This is a genomic window from Acidicapsa acidisoli (genome assembly GCF_025685625.1).
Classification (GTDB): domain Bacteria; phylum Acidobacteriota; class Terriglobia; order Terriglobales; family Acidobacteriaceae; genus Acidicapsa; species Acidicapsa acidisoli.
The window spans coordinates 474159-494903 of the sequence record NZ_JAGSYI010000001.1; the positions used below are offsets into that span (position 1 = coordinate 474159).

The window sequence follows — 20745 nt, forward strand, 5'->3', positions numbered from 1 at the left end:
CAGTCCGAAACCGGACTGCCTGTTGTCTTGTTCCTGTGAAATGCGGAGATTCGACCCAACGAAAACAAGCCTCTAAAGCGTTTCGAGATCCAGAGTATTCCAGGTATGCGTGCCCTGCGGCCGAGCGTACCAGGAGACACCGCCTCCGCCCACGAGCACTCGATAGTCATTGGCCCCGCTTCCCTCTTTCTGAATAAAGCCCTGCACAATATCTCCACCGGCGCGGCCGAATGCCGTATTAAAGGTCGAGAGTTGCACGGGCCATCGATATCGCGCAACGCCCATCCATCCATCCGCATCCCGGCATCGGAGCACACCGACAGCATACATCGAGCTGACGGCTGTTCCGCCGCGCACGGCATTGACCTGGGTCACGATCGCGTCGACATCAGTCGCCAAATCGAGCTTGGTCAGGTGCATCCCAAGGGCTGTGCCGTCCGTCAGCAAGAGTGTGATGGTCGTGCAGGTACTGACTCCGGGGTAGTAAATGTGAGCGCCCTGCGCATTCCCGTACTGTGTTTCGCGGATTTCATTGACGGGACCAATTTGAAAGAAATCCTGCGGCCCGCGGCGATATAAAAACGCCATACTCAACTCCTGATTGTGGGGATCTTCCAGCGACGCAATTCTATCGAAGAGGCTTGCCGATTGGGTCTGGGCAAGAAGGCTACAGTTCCAGAAGCGCACCCGGATGACGTTAGCGGGCTCTGAAAAGTATCAGTTCTTCGATCTCGCTCCATACCGCTGGGTCATTTTCGATCTGAATATGCTGCCTCATGAAAGTTCGCGCATACCACGGAAACCCCGCGCAGGAGACTGGGTTGTGGCGATAGCTTGACTCGTGATTGCCCAGGATCTTCGTCTTTGACGGGTCTCTCGCGACTATCAGTTTGCGCCCACGCAGCAGGCCCTCGGACTGATAGAAATTCACCGCCTCCAGCACATTTGGCGGAATATCTCCATCGTTCTGACGCAGCTTCCGCACGCTGTCAACCTGAATTGTCAGCAGCACCGGAATCTGAAGCTTGTTGAGCCGCTTGGCGAGCGTGATAGCCTGCGAGGCCCCCCAACTATGTCCGAAGAGGACGATTCGCGCGGACTTCTTCTCCTCGTCGCTAAGCCTTCCGTCCCCATCCTCATCCAAAAACTCAAGAATGGCCCGAAGAGCCGCGTTTCCATCGCTGTTCGCAAAGATCTCCGCGCGGATGGCAAGAGGATAGCCAAGCTGCAGCGTCTTGATTAACTGGGCTTCGCGATGAACGAGGTTGCCTGCGCGGACCTTGCCGCCAAGGAAGCCGATCACGATCAGCTTGCGACGCGGTCTGGGCTGGCCGCTTCGGTTCCCTGTGCTTTCTCCGAGAGATGGTGCACTGATTGCACCCTCTTTACCCACCGAATCGACTTGATCGACTTGGCCAGCCGAAGGCGCGGCGAACTCGCTCGATTGCGCCGCTTCAGCCTGGGACAATCCTCTAGCCGGTCTTGCGAAGGAAAAAGTCACCATGAACATTAGACAGGACGCGATGACAAAAAATCTCTCCGGGAACTCTCTGAGAGGACTGAAGCGGCCCCCGGTACGGGCACGGGTTTCGCGGAAAGTTTGCACCCGGCTCTCTTTCCGGTGCAATCCGCTTTGCTGCGATCGCGCCTGCCGAAATTATATGCCTGCCAGACGCAGCTTCATCGCTGCGTTTTTTGCCGAGTGCGTTGACGTGTGTGACACTCCGGACTTCCAACTGCCAAAAAATCACACGTGAGTGTTATTGCAGTTGCGAGTATTTCCGATAATCTCTGTGTCAATACAAGGTAAATGAGCTGCGGCGGGTTTCCGGTTCCGAACTTGAAACGCGACGCGACAGTTGGTCACGATATTCGCAACAGAGCGATTACGGGACAATGCCTCCCTGCATCCAAGATTTCAGGGGAGGTATTACTGGAGGCAAATATGCAAGCTGAGACTCATCCGCTCGAATCCTTCTTCCAGCAGATGGTGCGTAACAATTACGCCGGCAAGCTGGGCATCCACGACACAGCTATTACCGAATACGTGGCGCACATTCTCTGCGAATTCAGCGAGGCAGACAAGCTCTACATACGCGACGAAGGGGGCCGTCCCATTCACGCGCTGGAGGAGATGGTGCAAGCGGCCGATCCGATCCATGGCACTGCGGCCTCGTTTGATGCGGAACGCGCAGTGCGCAAGCACATCGGCGACTATGCGCTTTTCGTCTCCGGTATGTACCCGGAGTCGATGGACCCTTATCGAAGGCGGCATGGCCAGCAGAGCTTCGAGGAACTGGTAAAGGTTGGCAAAGAGAGCTACTACATCGTCAGCCAGTTTGACCTTGAAGAGTATGCCGACGAGGCCCCGATGTTCCGGCGCCTCGCTGGCTGGTTCGATCGCTGCATCTACGGTCTGCGGCTGGTGCGGGAAGATCTGGCAAACAGCAAGCCAGGATTTCTGCCCTCGCGCGTGAACTAAGAACCGTCTGGCCGTTATTCCGACCAGACAGCAAGATCGTTGCCTGCGCCATCGTTGAAGTGAAAACGACGGCCGCCCGGAAATTCAAAGGTGGGCACCGTGATGCTTCCGCCTGCGGCAACAATGGCTTGCTCCGTGACCGCAAGGTCCGTTGCATAGATCACCACGAGCGGCGTGCCGGTCTGCGCATCGCCTTTGCGAAAGCCGCAATCAATGCCCGAACCGGAGGCACTGAAGCTGATGTAATCCGGCCCCCAGTCCTCAAAGCTCCAGCCAAAAACGGTTGCATAAAACTGCTTGCTTCGCTCGATATCTGAGGAAACAAACTCGACATAGTTGATCTTGCGATTGTTCACGGAATTGGTCACAGACATGGATGCTCTCTCCTTGGCGTGTTCTGCGTGGAAGTAAGGGAAAAGCGGCTGCGGGGCCCTCGGCTGACGATGGAGCGTCGCAGGCGCACCCTTCCCAGGGTGCTTCCGAAACGCCTCCATCCGCATTCCCTCAGAAGCAGGAGAGTGCAGGTAGAGCCCGCTGATTGACTGCACGGCGCGGACTCGCGAGGTACGAAACTACGTTAGCAGAAGATTCTCAGCTTGAAAACTCCGCATCCGCAGAAACTACTCACCCATCCGGATCGAAACGCCACCAGTGATCGAGCGGCCCGGCATCGCGACGCCCTGAATCTCCTGATAACCGGTGTTGCTCAGGTTGGCCAGACGCAGATAGGGGCGAATTCTGGCCCATTTTCTGTAACCCGAATCATGCGTCAGCGCCATATCCCACACTGGATAGGCTGTCTGCTGATAACGCTGCGCCACCTGGACCGTGTTGCGCAAAGAAATCTGATGGCCAAGCGCGGCGTCCCATTCGACATGCGCATTTTCCACGGGATAGTTAAAGACATACTCCGATTGCAGGCCATGCAATGCGCTCTGCGCGCCGAAAAGGCTGGTCCACGCGATTCGGATCGTCTGCGTCTTTGTTGCAAGCCAGGTCACCGATGACTCCACACCGGAAAAGTGCAGTCCGCTGAGATTGACAGCCTGCCAAGGTGCCGTCGACGAGGCGCGTACGTAGTCAATTGCATCATGTTGCCGCGAGTAAAACCCTGTAGCTGAGATAGCCAGCCGCGCGCCCGGATTCCAATCCATGCCACCGTCTCCACTCCATGCAGATTCCGGCTTGAGGTTAGGATTACCGATCGTCGTCGGGTCGGAGTAATACAAGTCCGTATAAGTTGGAATGCGAAATCCATAACCACCACTGGCCCGCACCTTGATCGAATTCTTAAGTCGATAACTGCCCGCCAGGTGAGGCGCAAAAGCGGTCTGCAAGCCTCCGGAAAATCCCTCTTCCCGCACGCCTGCCGACAAGCCCCAACGCGCTTTGGCTCGCCGCAGGTCCAGGTCAAGATAGCCAGCAGCGCGATTGCGCGCATGTTGCCCAAGGTTGTTGCTGTCAATGCTGTCACCATCAGCCTCGATGCCCATCAGCACCACAGAGGAAGACGCAACCGGCATCGTGTGGCGCAGCGAAGCCTGCCAGGAGCCGTCGATGTGATTGTTTTCGTAGAGCGTCGGATCGTCGCGCACTAGCACATATTCATCTGTGTGCCGCCGATAAGCGAATACAGCCTGGGTCTGCGCTCCAAACTCCTGCCGTATCCCAGCAAACCAGCCCTTTGTGCGCTCCCACGAGGGGTAGTCTCCATAAAACTGATTGGCTCCAAACGACCGGTCGCTCGCAGCGAAGAGCAGATCGGTGAGTCCCAGCCGCGAGCCGATCCAGTCTTCATTCGATGCGGTCTGATTGCGGTAATCGCGGTCCGTCGCAAATCCAGTCGAAAGGTTGTGGCTGCCGGTAAGCCGGCTGCTCCAGTTGCGGTGCGAAAGCTCGGCGAGCAAGGACTGTTCGTTGGCTCCGAAGCTCCCAACGCCTGCGTTGAGTTGCAGCAGGTCTGCGTGCGGGGCCGCGGTCAGAAAATCGACCGCGCCACTCAAGGCATCGACTCCGTGCAGCGTCGATCCCGCGCCGTGCAAGACCTGAATCGAGTCCATGGCTTCGAGCGGTACCGGCAGGTCGAGGTTATGGTGCGAAGCCTGGCTGTCGTTGATACGAAAGCCATTCAACAAAACGAGCGTCTGCTCAAAGCTGCCGCCGCGCAGAGTCAGATCAGTCTGCGCACCGCCGGAGCCGCGCTGTTCGAGGAAGATCGAGGCGTCGCTACGCAGCGGATCGAGCGGCGTAGCGAGCGTAAGCGCATTTTCGCGAAGCGGCAGAATCAGCACCGCGCTGGGTGACTCGGCCAGCGGCACCGGTGTCGCCGAACCGAGCACCACCACAGTTTCAGACTTCCCCTGCGGTAAGTCGACGGAACAAGTGGAATTGGTCTGCGCGGAAAGAATGAGAGAGGAAGATATTCCAGCCAACAAAACCAGCGTTTTGAAGCACATTTCCTCAATCTTACCGGAGCCTCAAAACGGAAGACGCCAGCTTAAGTACTTTTCGGCGTCTCTATTCCATCCGCAACGCCTGCATGGGATTGGTCGCGGCCGCTCGCCTTGCTGGTAGATAAGCCGCCAGCACAGCAACCAGGCACAGGAACGCCGCAGCTCCGAGGTAGATCCAGGGTTCACTCGCGCTCGAACCAAGCAACTTCGCGCTCGCCCCCATCCCTGAATTGGTGAAGGAGACAGCAGAGACGCTGCGGGCCAGTCCCAGCGCCAGCAGCACTCCCGCTGCGAGGCCCACGACGGTAAGCACCAGCCCCTGCCGCACCACCATTCGCAGCACTTGTCCCGGCTTCGCTCCCAACGCCATACGCACGCCAATCTCCTGTGTGCGCTGGGCTACGGAATAGGCCATGACACCGTAGAGCCCGATTGCGGCAAGCACAACAGCTACTGTACCGAGAACCGTCATCAGGCTGGCGGCGACCTTCTGCGGATAGAGCGATGCCCCGATAAACTCCTTCAGTGGCACAGCGTCGAAGACATTCACATTGGGGTCGATTGCCCGCACATTGGCGCGCAGTAGCGGCAGAATCGCGTCGGGATCTCTCTTGGTGCGCACATAGAAGGCAAGCGACTCGTCTTCGCGATAGAGCTGGCGGAAATCCACGTAGAAATACGGCACAGGAGACTCACCGAGGTAGTGGTACTTGCTGTCTTTCGCCACGCCAACAACACGGAACCACGAGCCCCATCCGTGAATTCGGCCGCCGATTGGGTTCCGCCCTGCGTAGAAACGGCGCACAAAGGATTCATTGACGATCATCACGGGCTGCGTGGCTTCCGTGTCGGCATCCGTGAAATTGCGCCCCTCCACGAGGGGAACATGCATCAGGTCGAGATAACCGGGAGACACAACATTGCGGAAGATATTCATGTTCTCATTTAGCCCGGGCGCATAGCCATCGATGCGAAGCTCTTCCCACCAGCTCGGCTCAAAGCCAAGCGGAACGCCATCCGAATAAGCCACGCTCGTCACGCTCGGCACGGCCTCCATGCGCTCGGCCAAACGGCGGCAGAACTCCTTGCGCTGCTGCAGCGTATAACCGCCGGTATTGAGATAAAACTGGCTGAGCAGCACATGGTTCGGGTCGAAGCCAGGGTCCATGCGCAGCGTCTCGCGGAATCCCTCCGCAAACAAGCCCGCGCCGACAAGAGCAACCAGCGCGAGGGCCACCTCGCTCGCCACGAGCGCGGATCGCAGGCGATGCCGGCTGCGTCCCGCTGCGCCGCTGCGGCCTCCGTCGTTGAGGCGCGCAGTAAGATCCATGCGGCTCACCTGCACCGCGGGCACGATTCCGGCAACCAGCGCAGCCAGCAGGCACAGACCGACGGTGAAGATGAGCACATGCAGATTGAGCCGCGTGTTCAGGAACAGGACGAGAGACAGCTCGCCGGGCGGCATCAATAGTTCGAGCGAACGGCTCATCCAGGGCATTGCTGCTACGCCCAGAATCGCGCCAGCCAGGGCCAGCAACAGCGATTCGGTGAGCAGTTGCCGAATCAGCCGCGTGCGCCCCGCGCCCAGCGCCAGCCGCGTGCTGAACTCCTTTTCACGCACCGTGGCCCGCGCCAGCAGCAGATTGGCGACATTTGCGCAAACGATCAGCAGCACCAGCAGGCAGACACCCATGAGGATGCGCAACGGCCCGACCAGAAGGCCCTGCGGCCCATGCGGCGACTTCCACAGCGGCAGCAGCGTTGCGGTCATATCCGCGCTTACATCGGCGTTCGCAACGGCCATACGCCGGGCCAGCGTATCCAGTTCCGCATTGGCCTGTTCCAGCGTTACGCCCGGCTTGAGCCTTGCAATGCCCAGCATGTTGCGATTGTGCCGATCACGCAGCATCCATTGCTGCACGCCATTCAAGATGGGCTGCTGCATGTACGGCACCCACAGATCGAAGGCAGTCACCGGAATCGATCCGTGAAAATTGGGCGGCACGACGCCGATGACGGTCAGCTCATGCTGATTAATGCGAATGGTCCTGCCCACCACGCCGGGATCTGCGCCCAGATGCGAACGCCAGTATCGATCGCTGACGACCGCCAGCGGAAACGCGCCCGGCTTGTCGCCATACTCAGCAGGAAGAAAGACGCGGCCAAGCTCCGGCTTCACGCCCAGCACGGCGAAGAAGTTTCCCGAGACAAGCTCGCCCCAGACACGCTCCGCATGGTCTTCTTTGCCCACGCTAAAGGCCACAGGCCGCGTGACGGCAATGCCGTCGAAGAGCTTCAGGTGATCGCGAAAATCCATGAAATCGGGGTAGGAGTTCGGCACCCACTCGCCGCCAGGAGTGACCGTCTCCAGCGTAACCAGCCGGTTGGGCTCCGCTACTCCGCTCAGCGGCTGCAAGAGCACCGCGTCGATCCACGAAAACGCCGTAGTGCAAACACCGATGCCGATGGCCAGAGTCAGGATCGCGACTGCGGTAAAGCTCCGGTTGCGCGCCATCATGCGCACGCCGTAGCGCACGTCTTGAAGCAGATTCTCCAGCCACACCGCACGATGCCTCAGACGGAAACGCTCCTGCGCCAGCGTGGAGTTGCCGAAGGTGGCCCGCGCCACTCTTTCCGCCTCCTGGCGCGGCTTGCCCTCACGCTGCAACTCCTCCGCTTCGAGAGCCAGGTGAGCACGAATCTCTTCCGCAAAATCTTCGGTTGTTCGCCGTTTTCGCCTGAACATTTTAGCCTCCTCGCTCCGCGCGTTATTCCTGCGGATCCAGAATCAGTCCCATCGCCCGCGTCAGGCGCTTCCACTGGTCGGTTTTCGCTACCAGTTGCGCGCGGCCCTTTGTCGTCAGCGTGTAGAACCGGGCCTTGCGGTTGTTTTCCGAGACGCCCCATTCGGCAGAGATCAGGCCGCTCTCTTCCAGGCGCTGCAACGCCAGATAGAGCGAGCCGTGATCCACGAAAAAAGCCTCCTCGGACTGGCGCTGAATCGCCCGGGCAATCCCCTGCCCATGGCAGGCTCCGAAGAGCAGCGTTTTCAAAATGAGCAGGTCGAGCGTGCCCTGCAGCAGCGCGATTCGTTCGTTTTCGTCTTTTTGGGTCGGCATACGACAGGAGTATGCGCGCCCCTCGGGTCGGATGTCAACCCAAATCGCCGAGCGGCTCAGGATTCCGGCTTGTCTTGAAGCTTCAAACGCGGAAAAGCCCCTGCACTTACGGCGCAGGGGCTTCGCATCGGTTCGCTTTCGATCAGCAGACTACAAGATATAGCGGCTCAGGTCCTGGTCCTTCACGATGCTGGCGACCATGTGTTTCACGTACTCCGGCGTGATGAGAAAGACCTTCTCAGGGCCGGATTGCGTCTCGCGCTCAAGATACGGCAACGGCGTCGTGGACTCGTCCTTGATCGCTTTGGCAATCGCCTCCGCGTGGTCGGTATCCTTGGCCACACGTGCCAGATCGGGCGCGAGGAAGCTGATTTCTTCCAGAACCCGCTCCATGATGGTGTGCAGCCGGCGAGCTCCGATGTTCTCCGTGGTCTCGTTGACACGGAAGGCGAACGCGGCCATCTCCCGCAGCGACTCCGGCGTGAATTCCAGACGGACGCCCTCTGTCTCCAGCAGCGCCGTACATTGCTTGGTGAGCGAAGCCTTGGGCTCTGTGAGAATGCGCAGGAAGTCGTCGACCGTGAGCGACTGCAGTTCCACGCGAATGGGGAAACGGCCCTGCAGCTCGGGAATCAGGTCCGAAGGCTTCGAGACATGGAAGGCTCCGGCGGCGATGAAGAGGATAAAATCCGTCCGCACCATGCCGTAGCGCGTGTTGACTGTGGTGCCTTCGACGATCGGCAGAATATCGCGCTGGACGCCTTCGCGCGAAACATCCGGTCCGTGGCCGCCTTCACGCCCGGCGATCTTATCGATCTCGTCGAGGAAGATAATGCCGCTGGTTTCCACGCGTTCGACCGCCGCTCGCGTGACCTGGTCCATGTCGATCAGGCGGCTTTCTTCTTCGGAAACGAGGTATTCGAAGGCCTCATTAACCTTCATCTTGCGCTTCTTCTGCGAGCCGCCAAAGATGTTGGGCAAAAGATCCTTGAGGCTCATGTCCATGTCTTCAATGTTCTGGCTCGAGATGATGCCCAGTTGCGGCGAACTGCGCTCGCGCACGTCCAATTCCACTGTCCGGTCGTCGAGCTTGCCTTCGCGGAACTGCTGACGCAGTTTTTCACGCGTGCGCGTGTAACTCTCCGTGCCGGGGAGGGTGAGCTGCCCTTCCTGCGCGGGCTGATGCGCCTCGGGCGGCGGAGGCAGCAGCAGATCAAGCAGCCGCTCCTCGGCGTTCATTTCGGCTTTATCTTCGACCTCTTCCAGGCGCTCTTCGCGCACCATGTCGATGGCGATCTCGACCAGGTCGCGGATCATCGATTCAACATCGCGGCCCACATAGCCGACCTCGGTGAACTTTGAGGCCTCGACTTTCAAGAACGGCGAATCGGTCAGTTTGGCCAGGCGGCGGGCGATCTCGGTCTTGCCCACGCCGGTGGGCCCAATCATGATGATGTTCTTGGGCATGATGTCGTCGGCGAGATCGGGCGGCAGCTTCTGGCGGCGGGTGCGGTTGCGCAGGGCAATCGCTACGGCGCGTTTGGCGGCACGCTGCCCTACGACGTGCTTATCCAACTCCGCGACAATCTCACGCGGGGTCAGTTCGTCGAGATCGACATCCTGGTCTTCGGCAGTTCCTGGGAGGTAAATGGCCATATGGAATGAATCGGTCAAGCGGCTCAAAAAGCCTCAGGCCTGCAGCTCCTTTGATAAATCGGTCTCGGATTGCGGCTTCGGTTCCGCAAACAGCTCTTCAACAGTAACCCGGTCATTGGTATAGATGCATATTTCGCCGGCAATCTTCATGGATTTCACAGCAACTTCACGGGCGCTGAGGCTGGTGTTCTCCAGTAACGCACGCGCCGCAGCCGTCGCATAGCTTCCGCCGGAGCCGATGGCGGCAATCGCCTCATCTGGATCGATCACGTCGCCGGAGCCCGAAATGAGCAGTGTCTGCCCGGCGTCGGCCACCACCAGCAGCGCTTCGAGATTGCGCAGCATCTTGTCTGTGCGCCAGTCCGTCGCCAGCTCCACGGCTGCGCGATTCAGATTGCCGCTGAACTGCTCCAGTTTGGCCTCGAATCGCTTGAAGAGCGCAAAAGCATCGGCGGTCGAACCCGCAAACCCAGCAAGAATCCGATCCTGGTAGAGCCGGCGAATCTTCTTCGCGGAGTGCTTGAGCACGTGATCGCCAAGCGTCACCTGGCCATCCGCAGCCATCACCACGCTGCCATTTCGGCGCACACAGATCACCGTAGTAGAGCGGATGCGGCCAGCGCGGGAAGCCGCCGGATTTTCCGTCGCGGTCGAATTCGGGCTGGATTCAGCAGGAACCTGGGGGATGGTCGTGCGCAGAGCGTCAGAAGATATGATTTTTGCAGCCAAGAAACAATCCTTCTTGCGAGTTATGACTACCAGTCCGGAGTAGCCGGGGTCAAAGACACGCAACCTTTAGTATACCGCAGGGATTGGTGGCATTCTCTTGAAAACCACCCACTCAATCGTTCGAGCTATCACTCGTCCGGATAGCGTCCGCGACCTTCGGCAACGAGGCCATGAGCTCGCCGAGATCTCGCTTGAGATAAGAGACTCGAGCCCGCACGTCCTGTAACATGGCGGCACGATCTTCCAGATCATCGATGGACAGCTTTAGTCCTTCGGAGGGCTGACTCGTGACGTGATCGATCTTGTCCGTGCTCGACAGGGAGTCGATCCGCCTTACCTGAACCCACGACCGCAATAACTCCTCGCGGCGAGTAAGACCAGTGATGCTCTTTGGAGGTGCTTCATTCAGAAAGGTCCAAATCGTCTCCTGGTACTGGCTATTCTGCAACGCAGGACGATCGAAAAGTGGAGCCAGCATGTTGGATGGGAAATCAAAGGCACTGCTCTTCCCCGGCTGAGCCCGAATTCCAACCAGCGCTAGTCCAGCAGAGAAAGAACCTGCTCCGATGCCGATGAAGGCACCAGTTCTGTTGAGCGTCGACGAGGCCTGCAGTCCCGAGCTGGTCGCTCCCACCGCGCCTCCCACAATCGAGCTAAACAGGTTAGCTCTGCTGACAAGCCTGTCGCGACGATCGGACAGGTATCCGCGCAACTCATTGGCGCGGGATATTTCGTTATCAATCTGCGCAATCGTCGCGTCTACCTGCAATGAGGCCATCATGATCTTTTCGTAGATACATTGATGCATCCAAAGAATTTGCCAGCGGTCCTGCAGAGTGGTACTGGCAGACATTGCTTCCAGTTTGCGCACGTCCGCAAGAGCACCAATTAATTGCGCGGTGCGCTGCGTCGTTGACTGCTGCGCCACTTCCGGCGCAGGCGCCTGAGCGGAAATCGTCACCGCAAAAGCCAGCGAAGCGGACACTATGCAGGTGGAAAATTGGCTCATTTCATTAGGATGCAACTTTGAGTCGAGCGGGGGCAGATGTTAGCAAGCCGCCTATCTGGAAAAGGCCGCGCCTTCCCTTCAGCATCCGACCGCACCATCTCTAGGCAGTTATTTCACTGCCGCAACCGAGCTTTGTGAACTCAACGCCGCGGGTTGAAAATCTTTATCCCCAAAATTCCAGAGAAAGAAAGTGAAGATATCCGTCCAGTCAGAGACCTGCTGCGAAATGGTGTCCGTAATGCCGTGACCGGCGTCATAGTTCACGCGCAGCAGAATGGGCTTGTCGCCGGTATTCGCGGCCTCCAGCCGGGCGGCCATCTTGGCTCCTTCCCACGGATCGACCCGTGGATCGTTTGCCCCCGCCGTCACCAGGATGGCCGGATACTTTGTGCCTGCCTTCACATGCGCGTAAGCACTCATGGCAAGCAGTCCCTCAAAGCCCTCCCTGGTCTTGACGGTCCCGTATTCGGGAACATTCGGCGGCCCGTTAGCGCCGGTCTCCTCGCGCAACATATCTGAGCACGGTACGCCATCTACCGCGGCTGCAAAAAGATCGGGGCGCTCGGTGACCGCCCTGCCGATCAGGATGCCGCCCGCGCTCTGGCTCCAGATACCGAGCTTGGGCGTGGAGGTATATTTCTGGTCGATGAGAAACTGCGCGCAGGCGATGAAATCGCCCCAGGTGTTGTGCTTATTCAGCTTCTGACCGGCCAGGCGCCATGCTTCGCCGTACTCGCCACCTCCACGCACATGCGCCACAGCCAAAACTCCGCCGCGCTCAATCCATTCGGAGTAGCGACGGGAAAAACCCGGTTTCCAAACATCCCCGTACGATCCATACCCGATCAGGGCGGTAGGATTATTGCCGTCGAGCTTGATTCCCTTCTTGTAAATGATCGACAGCGGAATCAGCGTTCCATCCGGAGCCGGAGCTTTCCGCTCCTCAGAGACAAAATCCGTGGGATCGATCGCATTTGCCGGTTCCAGGCCGGTCGCGACTATCGTCGAGCTCACCCCACCCTCGCCCGGATCGTAGCGATAGTAATCTCCCGGAGCTGTCCAGGAAGTGGCGTCGAGTAATGCTCCCGATTGGGCCGGATCGGTGGTGACAGAATCCACACTGCCGTCAAAGGGCAGTTGAATCCGCTCCGGTTTAGCGCCGGGCTCATAGCGAAGTCGCAGAGCCTGCCCGATGCCGGCTTCGGCCTGCTGGATGTAGAGCGCGTCTTTGGCAGGCCGCAACACATTGGTTCCAACATAGCTACCTGTGAGCACTGCATTGCTGCCGGGCAGCACCACCTCGGCTTTGGAGAGATCCGGGTCGGCTGCGTTGAGCCGCAGAATCTTTCCGTTGGGAGCGTCTTTGAGTGTGACCAGGTAAAGGCTATCGCCCACCAGGGCCATATCCGTAATCTTGTCGGAGTAGCTGGCTACTTTCTTCCATCCCGTCTTGCTCTCAAACGCGCCCGCCGAAGCGATATACACTTCTTGTTCCGGAGCCACAAATTTGCCGACGGTCCCGAGCAAATACGAAGAAACCGGCGATGGCGACGCGGAGGCAACCTCATCCTCCTCGACCCTTACTTCGGGTACAACTCCGAAACCGAAGACGGCCTTATCGGAGCTGGTGTCGGTGCCTAGCCTGTGGGCATAGAAACGCAGCTTTTTGTATTTGTCTGTCGGCGGCGCTCCGGCGGCAAGCTTATTCCGTTGCATGTAGTAAAACTCTTTTCCGTCAACCGAAAATATGCCTCCCTCGAAGCGCTCGAAGCTCTCCGGCAATTCCCGTCCGGTTGAAGTCTCGTACACATGCGCCGTCTGCTCCTCTGACCCGCCCGGCGACGCGCCTACAGCCACATACTTCCCGTCCCATGAAGGGGAATACTGATCAAGCGACAGATGATGGCCGCCACCGTCGAATTTGTTGGGATCGAAGAGCACCCGTTCCTCTTTGCTCTTGCCCTCGCGCACATACAAGGCGGCGATGTTCTGTCCTTGCTTCCGCTTGCGATAAAAGGTGTAATTGCCGGCCACCTGCACATCGGAAACGGTATATTCGGCCGCATTCATATAAGTCTGCATCTTGGCGGCAAATTCCTTGCGGCCGGGGATACTATCCAGCACCGACCGTGTGTAGTCGGCCTGAGCCTTCATCCACCCCACCACGGCAGGGTCTTTCTGATCTTCCATGTACCGGTAAGGGTCTTCGATTTTCTGGTCGAAGTACGTGTCCACCACTGTCTTCACGGGAGCAACCGGCGGCTTCGGCAGTTGCGCCCACGTTGCTGAGGAGGAGAACAGGCTAGCTGCGCCGAGGCAGAGAAGCATGGCGCGCTGTGCGGTACGCATGAGTGGTACCCCCGTCGGGAAGAATTCCAATTTGGAGGAGTCTACTCCACGCTCGCGCAATTCCACCACAAATCTGGAGATCCGTGGCGAACTCATTGGTAACCCTTCCTCGACAGTTCTAATGAGCCTGCGGCTTTCCGCGAGCCTGCTCGACGCCCTTACTCTCAATCTTGATCTCAAAGACCGTCGGCCACTGCTTCCCGGTAACAAACAGCCGGTCATGTTGCGCGTCGTATGCGATCCCATTCAGCACCGATTCCGCATTGATCTTTTGATCGTCCGGCAGCAGCCCCGCCATGTTGATCCAGGCAATCACATGCCCATCCTGCGGCGAAATCCGCGCAATCCGGTCCGAATGCCACACATTCGCGTAGATCTCACCCTTGATATATTCAAGCTCGTTGAGCTGCTCGACTGGCTGATTTCCATCCTTCACCACAATGTGCCGGACCTCCTTGAATGTCGCCGGATCGCGGAAGCGCAGCGTCGACGTGCCATCGCTGGTGATGATCTCCTTCGCCGTCCGCGTCATGCCCCAGCCCTCGCCGTCGTAGGCGAACTGCCGGATCTTGCGCATGCTGAAGCGGTCGTAGACGAATCCGATATGCGACTGCCACGTCCACTCGTAGAGGTTCGGCCCCCAATCGACGATGCCCTCGCCAAAGTATTGCGGCGCCAGATCAAGCCTTTGCAACACTTTGCCGGTTTCTGGCTGGGTCACCAGCACGGCCGAGTGTCCGTCAAGTCCCGTCCCCTCGTAAAACAAGCCGTTGAGATAGAAGAACCCCTCCGTGTAACTCTCTGTCGAATGAGGGAATTTCGCCACAACCTTGTAGCCAAAGACCGGCGCGGCCGCCCAGGCGGAGAGGGCCTGAGCCAACAGGGCCAAAGATACGAGGACGCGCACGACAGGCGCAAAACGAAAAACAGAACAGGCAGAGTATTTCGAGTCAGAGAAAAACATAATTGAGATCAGCCTACAAGGTCGATGCCCAGGACTCTGTTATCCGGCCCACACAACCGTAGAACCCCACACACTACTTTGGAGGCGTAGAAGATGATTGTGGCTTCGTCGAATTCGCCGGATTAGGTCTTGGCGCAGCGGGCGTATTTCCGGACGCCGGCGCTGCCGTGCCGGATTGGGCGTTGTAGGCCTTGATCAGATCCTCCGTGATGTCCAGGCCACCTGCAACATACCAGACCACCGGAGCCGCGTCGGTACCCCGTTCAACGACGACCGAGTAGCCGTGTTGCCGGGAGTATGCCTGCAGGAATGCATAGACCTTTTGCGCAACAGTCTCGAAGACCTGCTGAGAATCTGTTTGCGAATCGGCTTTGTAATCCTCGGATTGGCGCTGAAACTGCTTCTCTTTCGCGTTGAGCGACTGCTCGCGGCTGGCTCGTTCGGCATCGCTCAGCTTGTCGCCGGTCGCCTCCAACTGCTTCTGCTGTTCCGCAATCTCATCGCTTAGCGCCTTGAGCTGCGCCTGCCGTGGAGCATACTTCGTTTGCAGCGCCCCAAGCGCCCGCTGGGCTTCAGCGGTCTGAAGCACGGCTGCGTTGAAGGTAACGGTCACCACGCCCTGCGCCGGTGAAGGCGAGGGAGCCTGCGCTTGCAGACCTCCCGAAAAGGCGGTCAACAAAATTGCCAGCGAAACCGCACGCAAGATTGGCCGAATCATCTTCGTTTCAGCTCCTGATTCCGTATTGGGCGTATAGATTTTCTCCATTCTTCGACGCAAATCACTGCATTTCGCCAACCGTACAGATAAAGAAGCCAAGGTTTATTCCATCACCCGCCATCATGAGGAGGCATTGGCGGTACACAGCCTGCATCCTTCTGGGGACTGCCCAGCGCCCTCCGGCTGCGGTATCCTCGGGGAGGATGGTGTCCGGGGGGACAGCGGCGATAGTAGCTGCATCCATTTCCACGCGCATCCGAGTCGTGATCATGATCCAGATCTCCCTTCGCGAATGGCAGATTGTTTCCGTGGCGGCAGGAGTGATCGCCGCCGCGGGAGTTGGTCTTTGGGTCGTCACCCGGAAGCGCCCCACAGCCGACGAACTGGAACTGGAACGGCGCCACATGCTGGTGAATTACGGCCGCATTGTCGACGGAATGCTGCTCGACGCATTCCAGATACCGGCCCAGGACATACCAGCTCAGGACGAGCAAGGCGTCGGCGCCATGCGCGAGATGCTGCTTTATCAGTACGAAATCTCCGGTGTGGTCTATGAATGCTCGCAGGACATTACGGCGCTCGCCACGATTGTGGACCCTGCCAAGGTGAAAATCGGAATGCCGTGTTCGATTCGCTATCAGCCCGGCAGTCCGGAGAACAGCATCTTGGTGGCCGAGCGGTGGTGCGGACTGCGCGAGGGAGTTCCGGTGATGTGGATTGCGAAATCCCCAAAAGAGTGGCCAACTCAGTCGGGGCAAGCCAAGCGTATTGCTTCCAGCCAGTGAAAATAGGCGTGATCCCGACTTTGGCGTTTGCCCGCGAACGCGAATAGACTTGAAACATGCATGTTCACGCCGCACCCGCAGGCCAGGGCCCGGGCGAAAAGCGGACAAGCCGGGTTCTGTGGATTTCCATGCTGGCGACCCTCGTCTACGTGGCGTTAACGCTCGCGGCGGGTCTCCGCGCTCATTCGCTGGCGCTGTTGTCCGAAGCCGGGCACAACATGTCGGACTTTCTGGCGCTGGCGCTTTCCTTTGTCGCCGTATACTTCCAGACGCGGCCGCCGACGCAGCGCAAGACCTTCGGCTACCAGCGGGCTGGCGTCCTGGCGGCTTTTCTGAATGCCGCGACGCTCCTTCTCATTTCGCTGTGGATCGGCGTCGAAGCCGTCCATCGGCTGAGCGCTCCTGTCGTTGTCCAGCCGCGCCTGATGATGTGGGTAGCCGCGGCGGGCGTGCTGATGAACGGCGTCATCGCCTGCCTCCTTTGGGGCGTGGCGCGCGATGTAAACATGCGCAGCGCCTTCATTCACATGGCCGGAGACACGCTCTCGACCGCCGCTGTTATTGCCGGAGGCGCGGGCATCCTGCTCACCGGCCAGAACTGGATCGACCCCGTACTGTCCATCGTCATCGCCGCGCTGATCCTCTGGAGTTCGATCGACATCGTCCGGGAAACGCTGAATATTCTGCTCGAAGGCACTCCACGCGGCCTCTCACTCAGCCAGATTCGCGCCGGAATGGAAGCGGTCGAGGGCGTCCTCAACGTCCACGATCTTCATGTCTGGAGCCTCGGTTCGCAGAGCCATGCACTGGCCTGCCACGTCACCATCGACGATATTCCGCCGTCGGAGAGCAACTGCATCCTGCTCAAAATCAATGCCTTGGCAAAAGAGAAATTCCATATTCACCACACGACCGTCCAGTTTGAACACGCCAACTGCGAAGTCGTCGACGGTTGCGTGGTGCCGATCAGCGAGATGGCGGCCGCGAGCGGCCATGACCATCATGGCCATTCGCACAGTCACGCAGGCCATTCGCACTAAACTCCTGCGTAGAAACGAATCACGCCGGGCGGCATGCTACTCTGACCTCCAGATCTGGAGGTTGATGTCTTGCCAAGGAAGTTCTTTCTTTCCCTGCTTTTGTCGTCTTTCACTGCATCTCTGACCTTTTGCTTCTCGGGCGCAGCCCAGAATTCCTCAACGCAGACATCCCTCACGCTGACCGCCGATCAGCTTGAACAGGTTTCGGGCGAATATACTTACACCCCCGATCCGGATACCCCGTTGAGCTTCTATGCGAAAGACGGCAAGCTCTATATCGAGAGCGAACGGCTCGTGCCAACGGCGCTCTTGGCGCGTTCGCCAACGGAGTTCAGCCTGCCCCGGTCTCACGTCAGCTACCGCTTCAATCCGTCGGAAAAGGAAGTTGCAATCAACACCGACACGGTCCTGCGCCGCACCGGCGAGGCTGTCCATCATGTGTTTCACTCCTACGAGCGGCGGGAAGAGATGATTCCCATGCGCGACGGCGTTAAGCTCCACGCGGTGATTCTGACTCCGACGGATATCTCCGGCCCTTTGCCGATTCTGATGGAGCGCACTCCGTACGGCGTCGATGAGCTCTCGGAGCGAAGCTTTTTTGAGGGACGGCCTAATCTCGCCCGCGCCGGATATATTCTCGTCGCCGAAGACATTCGCGGCCGCTTCAAATCCGAAGGCGAATTCGTAATGATGCGGCCGCTCGCCGATCACAAGAACCGCAAAGCCGTCGACGAAAGCACGGACGCGTATGACACAGTCGGCTGGCTGCTCAAGAACCTGCCCAACAACAACGGTCGCGTCGGAGTTATCGGCACAAGCTACCCGGGATTTCTGGCCATGATGGCGGGGATCGATCCGAATCCTGCGATCAAGGCGATCTCGCCGCAGGCGCCGATGATCGACACATGGATGGGCGACGACTTCTTCCACAACGGAGCATTCCGTCAGACATACGGCTACGACTACGCAGTCGGCCTCGAATCCAGCAAGGAATTGACCGAGGTTGACTACGGCAAGGACGCTGACGGCAAACCCCGCGACGGCTATGACTTTTTCCTCGAACGGGGCTCGTTTGCGGCGGATGTAAAGCAATCCGGTGTAAAGAAGGATCTGCCAACCTGGCAAGCCTTCGAGAAGCATCCCACGTATGACAGCTTCTGGCGCTCCCGCGCCGTGGAATACCACATGGACAAAGTCGCCGTGCCCACGCTGACCGTTGGCGGATACTACGACCAGGAAGATATGTGGGGGCCGCAGAAGGAATACGCCAGCCTCGAACCGCACGACACAGACCACCAAAACTTCCTCGTCCTCGGCCCTTGGCGGCACGGCTCCTGGTCGTCCTCTTCGCGACACCTCGGCGCACTGCAATACGGCGAGTCCATCGGCAACGAATACCGCGCGCAGATCGAGGCGAAGTTCTTTGCAAAGTACCTGAAAGACGAGCCGGGATTTGACATCGAAGACACAGCCAGCTTTCAGACCGGCTCAAACACCTGGAAGCGCTATGCCCACTTCCCTCCCGCCGAAGCGAAAAGCACCGCATTTTCGCTCTGCGGAACGGGCGAAATCGCCGCCGGATCAACCTGCGCTCCCGGAAAGATGAGCTACGTTTCCGACCCGGCAAACCCGGTTCCCTATCGCCATCGCCCCATCCAGCCCACCTACAGCGAAGGCTCGAAATGGGGCACGTGGATGGTCGAAGACCAGCGCCTCGCAACAGACCGCAAGGACGTCGCCGTCTGGAAGCTGCCGGTTCTTGACCACGACCTGACCATCACCGGCGAAGTCATCGCCGATATCTTCGCTTCCACCACCGGCAGCGACGGAGACTTCGTCGCCAAGCTCATCGACCAGTACCCGAACGACGATCCCGACCCGGCAATGCGCGGCTTCCAGCTCATGACCAACATGGAGATCTTCCGCGGCCGCTACGGCAAGAGCTTCGAAAAACCAGAAGCCCTCAAACCCGGCGAGGTCAACGAATTCAAGTGGAGCCTGCACGACGTAGACCACGTCTTCAGGAAAGGCCATACCGTGTTGGTCGAGATTCAGAGCACGTGGTTCCCACTCTACGACCGCAACCCGCAAACCTTCGTCCCCAACATCATGCTAGCCAAACCAGAAGACTACAAACCCGCCACAATCACGATCTTCACCGACGAAAAGCACGACTCGAAGTTGATTCTGCCCGTCGTTCATTAACGAAGCAGTTGTCATCCTGAGCACAGCGAAGGATCTGCTTCTCAAAAGGGGGCGGATCCGCCGCCACCCCAGCCTCGGGTTTAGAGGCGTCTCAACCACCTGGGTTTTCCCAAAGCTCGATGGCCTCCCTTGAGAGCGAGAGCCGCGATTTCGTTGCATTCCTTCGAGCGGAAAGGAAGGCTTGAGCGTCCATTGGATAAATTCCCACGCACATGCCCTGTGTTTGTAGTTCTGCGGAATGATGCCTTGGTAGTTCGATTCTTTGGCTTTCTGGTCTCGCTTTTCGGGCCGCCCGGCAAAGGCCGGATTTTTCAGGAAAGTGAGCTTTTCATGAAAAACATCTGTAAGATGCCGCTTCTTTCCCTTAGCCTTTGCCTCTCGACGCTTGCAGGGGCACAAGCCGGTGTAAAGTTGCTTGTAAAAACCGACATGGACTGCAACTGGAAGCTCGATGGGCGACCCATGGACCCGCTCAAGACCGTCAACTCCAAGGTCGTTCCAGTCTCACCGGGCGAACATCTCATCCAGGCCGCTACCGCCGATGGTGTGACCAAAATTCGCATCAAAGCGGAGGTCGATCAGGGCCAGAAGATAGTCGAGATCCAACTCAGGGATGAACACTATAAGGAACTGAAGAGGCAGCAAGAAGAGACAATCAGAAAAGAAGCCGAGGCCGAAGCCGCGCTGCATCCCACCTGGACCGACCCCGACACCGGGCTGATGTGGGCCAAAAAGGACAACGGCTCGGATGTGAACTGGAACCAGGCCAGCGAGTATTGCACCAAATTACAGCTTGCGGGCTACAACGACTGGCGTCTGCCCACCAAAGATGAGTTGCAAGGGATAGCTGATCCTAGCGCCAGTGTACAAGCAGTGTTTGATGAGGGTTCTGTCGTTGGCGTGCACGTTAAGGGCAATCTCAAGCTCAGCGGATGGCACTGGAGCAGTTCTCAAGGAGATGCTTCGGGGGGGCCATGGCATTTCAATTTCGCCAATGAGAAGCCTGGGGACGCCTTCCCTCTTGGTTTCAGCTACAGTATGCGTGCGCTGTGTGTGCGTCGTTCCGGAGAATGATGCGGTTCTTTGTTCCTTTCGCTTCGCGGGTTCCGGATGTATCACCGGCAAACCGAAACCAATTCTTAAATTAATGCAACTTGGGACAAAGCTTTAGGTTGCAGCACATTCACCTTGCCAAGGGCTGAAAGCCCGAACTAAATTCACTCAGCCGGCGACGAA

General features: G+C 58.5%; 18 protein-coding genes. 5 read left to right on the plus strand and 13 right to left on the minus strand.

What is annotated here, in order from left to right; translation table 11 throughout:
• Nucleotides 1–72: 72 nt before the first annotated feature.
• Complete coding sequence (locus OHL23_RS01875) at nucleotides 73–588, minus strand: hypothetical protein (protein WP_263350075.1); 516 nt, start codon at nucleotides 586–588, stop codon at nucleotides 73–75.
• Between the two features lie 109 nt (nucleotides 589–697).
• Nucleotides 698–1468: a hypothetical protein gene (locus tag OHL23_RS01880; protein WP_263350076.1), complete on the minus strand. Its 771-nt coding sequence runs from the start codon at nucleotides 1466–1468 to the stop codon at nucleotides 698–700.
• Between the two features lie 477 nt (nucleotides 1469–1945).
• On the opposite strand from OHL23_RS01880, the gene OHL23_RS01885 reads away from it, so the two are divergent.
• On the plus strand, nucleotides 1946–2482 hold the full coding sequence (locus OHL23_RS01885) for a hypothetical protein (protein ID WP_263350077.1): 537 nt from the start codon (nucleotides 1946–1948) through the stop codon (nucleotides 2480–2482).
• 14 nt (nucleotides 2483–2496) lie between these two features.
• Here OHL23_RS01885 and OHL23_RS01890 read toward each other — a convergent pair whose 3' ends face one another.
• The 11 genes from OHL23_RS01890 to OHL23_RS01940 all read right to left on the minus strand — a co-directional run bounded on the left by OHL23_RS01890 (nucleotide 2497) and on the right by OHL23_RS01940 (nucleotide 15750).
• Complete coding sequence (locus tag OHL23_RS01890; protein ID WP_263350078.1) at nucleotides 2497–2856, minus strand: VOC family protein; 360 nt, start codon at nucleotides 2854–2856, stop codon at nucleotides 2497–2499.
• 246 nt (nucleotides 2857–3102) lie between these two features.
• A complete protein-coding gene (locus OHL23_RS01895) occupies nucleotides 3103–4938 on the minus strand; it encodes a TonB-dependent receptor plug domain-containing protein (protein WP_263350079.1) in 1836 nt (611 codons plus the stop codon).
• A 61-nt stretch (nucleotides 4939–4999) separates the two neighbouring features.
• On the minus strand, nucleotides 5000–7681 hold the full coding sequence (locus OHL23_RS01900; RefSeq protein ID WP_263350080.1) for an ABC transporter permease: 2682 nt from the start codon (nucleotides 7679–7681) through the stop codon (nucleotides 5000–5002).
• A 22-nt stretch (nucleotides 7682–7703) separates the two neighbouring features.
• On the minus strand, nucleotides 7704–8054 hold the full coding sequence (locus OHL23_RS01905) for a PadR family transcriptional regulator (RefSeq protein WP_263350081.1): 351 nt from the start codon (nucleotides 8052–8054) through the stop codon (nucleotides 7704–7706).
• 150 nt (nucleotides 8055–8204) lie between these two features.
• Complete coding sequence (gene hslU / locus OHL23_RS01910) at nucleotides 8205–9710, minus strand: ATP-dependent protease ATPase subunit HslU (RefSeq protein ID WP_263351697.1); 1506 nt, start codon at nucleotides 9708–9710, stop codon at nucleotides 8205–8207.
• Between the two features lie 33 nt (nucleotides 9711–9743).
• Nucleotides 9744–10439, minus strand: a complete 696-nt coding sequence (gene hslV / locus OHL23_RS01915) for an ATP-dependent protease subunit HslV (protein ID WP_449701807.1) — start codon at nucleotides 10437–10439, stop codon at nucleotides 9744–9746.
• A 112-nt stretch (nucleotides 10440–10551) separates the two neighbouring features.
• Nucleotides 10552–11448 (minus strand): hypothetical protein, encoded by an 897-nt coding sequence (locus tag OHL23_RS01920; RefSeq protein WP_263350082.1) that lies wholly within the window; start codon nucleotides 11446–11448, stop codon nucleotides 10552–10554.
• A gap of 108 nt (nucleotides 11449–11556) precedes the next feature.
• Complete coding sequence (locus OHL23_RS01925) at nucleotides 11557–13797, minus strand: prolyl oligopeptidase family serine peptidase (protein WP_263350083.1); 2241 nt, start codon at nucleotides 13795–13797, stop codon at nucleotides 11557–11559.
• A gap of 118 nt (nucleotides 13798–13915) precedes the next feature.
• Nucleotides 13916–14704 (minus strand): glutaminyl-peptide cyclotransferase, encoded by a 789-nt coding sequence (locus OHL23_RS01930; protein WP_263350084.1) that lies wholly within the window; start codon nucleotides 14702–14704, stop codon nucleotides 13916–13918.
• 130 nt (nucleotides 14705–14834) lie between these two features.
• Entirely contained in the window at nucleotides 14835–15479 is a 645-nt protein-coding gene (locus OHL23_RS01935) for an OmpH family outer membrane protein (protein WP_263350085.1), read from the minus strand.
• Nucleotides 15480–15540: 61 nt separating this feature from the next.
• On the minus strand, nucleotides 15541–15750 hold the full coding sequence (locus OHL23_RS01940) for a hypothetical protein (RefSeq protein WP_263350086.1): 210 nt from the start codon (nucleotides 15748–15750) through the stop codon (nucleotides 15541–15543).
• Between OHL23_RS01940 and OHL23_RS01945 the strand changes: the two genes are divergently transcribed.
• From OHL23_RS01945 to OHL23_RS01960, 4 genes are all read left to right on the plus strand, one after another.
• Nucleotides 15749–16264, plus strand: coding sequence for a hypothetical protein (locus tag OHL23_RS01945; protein ID WP_263350087.1), 516 nt, complete (start codon nucleotides 15749–15751; stop codon nucleotides 16262–16264). The genes OHL23_RS01940 and OHL23_RS01945 overlap by 2 nt on opposite strands.
• A 56-nt stretch (nucleotides 16265–16320) precedes the next feature.
• Entirely contained in the window at nucleotides 16321–17304 is a 984-nt protein-coding gene (locus OHL23_RS01950) for a cation diffusion facilitator family transporter (RefSeq protein ID WP_263350088.1), read from the plus strand.
• A 69-nt stretch (nucleotides 17305–17373) separates the two neighbouring features.
• Complete coding sequence (locus OHL23_RS01955) at nucleotides 17374–19509, plus strand: CocE/NonD family hydrolase (RefSeq protein WP_263350089.1); 2136 nt, start codon at nucleotides 17374–17376, stop codon at nucleotides 19507–19509.
• Nucleotides 19510–19839: 330 nt separating this feature from the next.
• A complete protein-coding gene (locus OHL23_RS01960; RefSeq protein WP_263350090.1) occupies nucleotides 19840–20583 on the plus strand; it encodes an Lcl C-terminal domain-containing protein in 744 nt (247 codons plus the stop codon).
• Nucleotides 20584–20745: the final 162 nt, after the last annotated feature.

Bases quoted from the DNA above. Each gene is read 5' to 3' on its own strand.
- OHL23_RS01960 (WP_263350090.1), top strand. From the start codon at position 19,840: ATGAAAAACATCTGTAAGATGCCGCTTCTTTCCCTTAGCCTTTGCCTC.
- OHL23_RS01905 (WP_263350081.1), bottom strand. From the start codon at position 8,054: ATGCCGACCCAAAAAGACGAAAACGAACGAATCGCGCTGCTGCAGGGC.
- OHL23_RS01925 (WP_263350083.1), bottom strand. From the start codon at position 13,797: ATGCGTACCGCACAGCGCGCCATGCTTCTCTGCCTCGGCGCAGCTAGC.
- OHL23_RS01920 (WP_263350082.1), bottom strand. From the start codon at position 11,448: ATGAGCCAATTTTCCACCTGCATAGTGTCCGCTTCGCTGGCTTTTGCG.
- OHL23_RS01945 (WP_263350087.1), top strand. From the start codon at position 15,749: ATGATCCAGATCTCCCTTCGCGAATGGCAGATTGTTTCCGTGGCGGCA.
- OHL23_RS01940 (WP_263350086.1), bottom strand. From the start codon at position 15,750: ATGATCACGACTCGGATGCGCGTGGAAATGGATGCAGCTACTATCGCC.
- hslU (WP_263351697.1), bottom strand. From the start codon at position 9,710: ATGGCCATTTACCTCCCAGGAACTGCCGAAGACCAGGATGTCGATCTC.
- OHL23_RS01935 (WP_263350085.1), bottom strand. From the start codon at position 15,479: ATGATTCGGCCAATCTTGCGTGCGGTTTCGCTGGCAATTTTGTTGACC.
- OHL23_RS01900 (WP_263350080.1), bottom strand. From the start codon at position 7,681: ATGTTCAGGCGAAAACGGCGAACAACCGAAGATTTTGCGGAAGAGATT.
- OHL23_RS01875 (WP_263350075.1), bottom strand. From the start codon at position 588: ATGGCGTTTTTATATCGCCGCGGGCCGCAGGATTTCTTTCAAATTGGT.
- OHL23_RS01950 (WP_263350088.1), top strand. From the start codon at position 16,321: ATGCATGTTCACGCCGCACCCGCAGGCCAGGGCCCGGGCGAAAAGCGG.
- OHL23_RS01885 (WP_263350077.1), top strand. From the start codon at position 1,946: ATGCAAGCTGAGACTCATCCGCTCGAATCCTTCTTCCAGCAGATGGTG.
- OHL23_RS01895 (WP_263350079.1), bottom strand. From the start codon at position 4,938: ATGTGCTTCAAAACGCTGGTTTTGTTGGCTGGAATATCTTCCTCTCTC.
- OHL23_RS01890 (WP_263350078.1), bottom strand. From the start codon at position 2,856: ATGTCTGTGACCAATTCCGTGAACAATCGCAAGATCAACTATGTCGAG.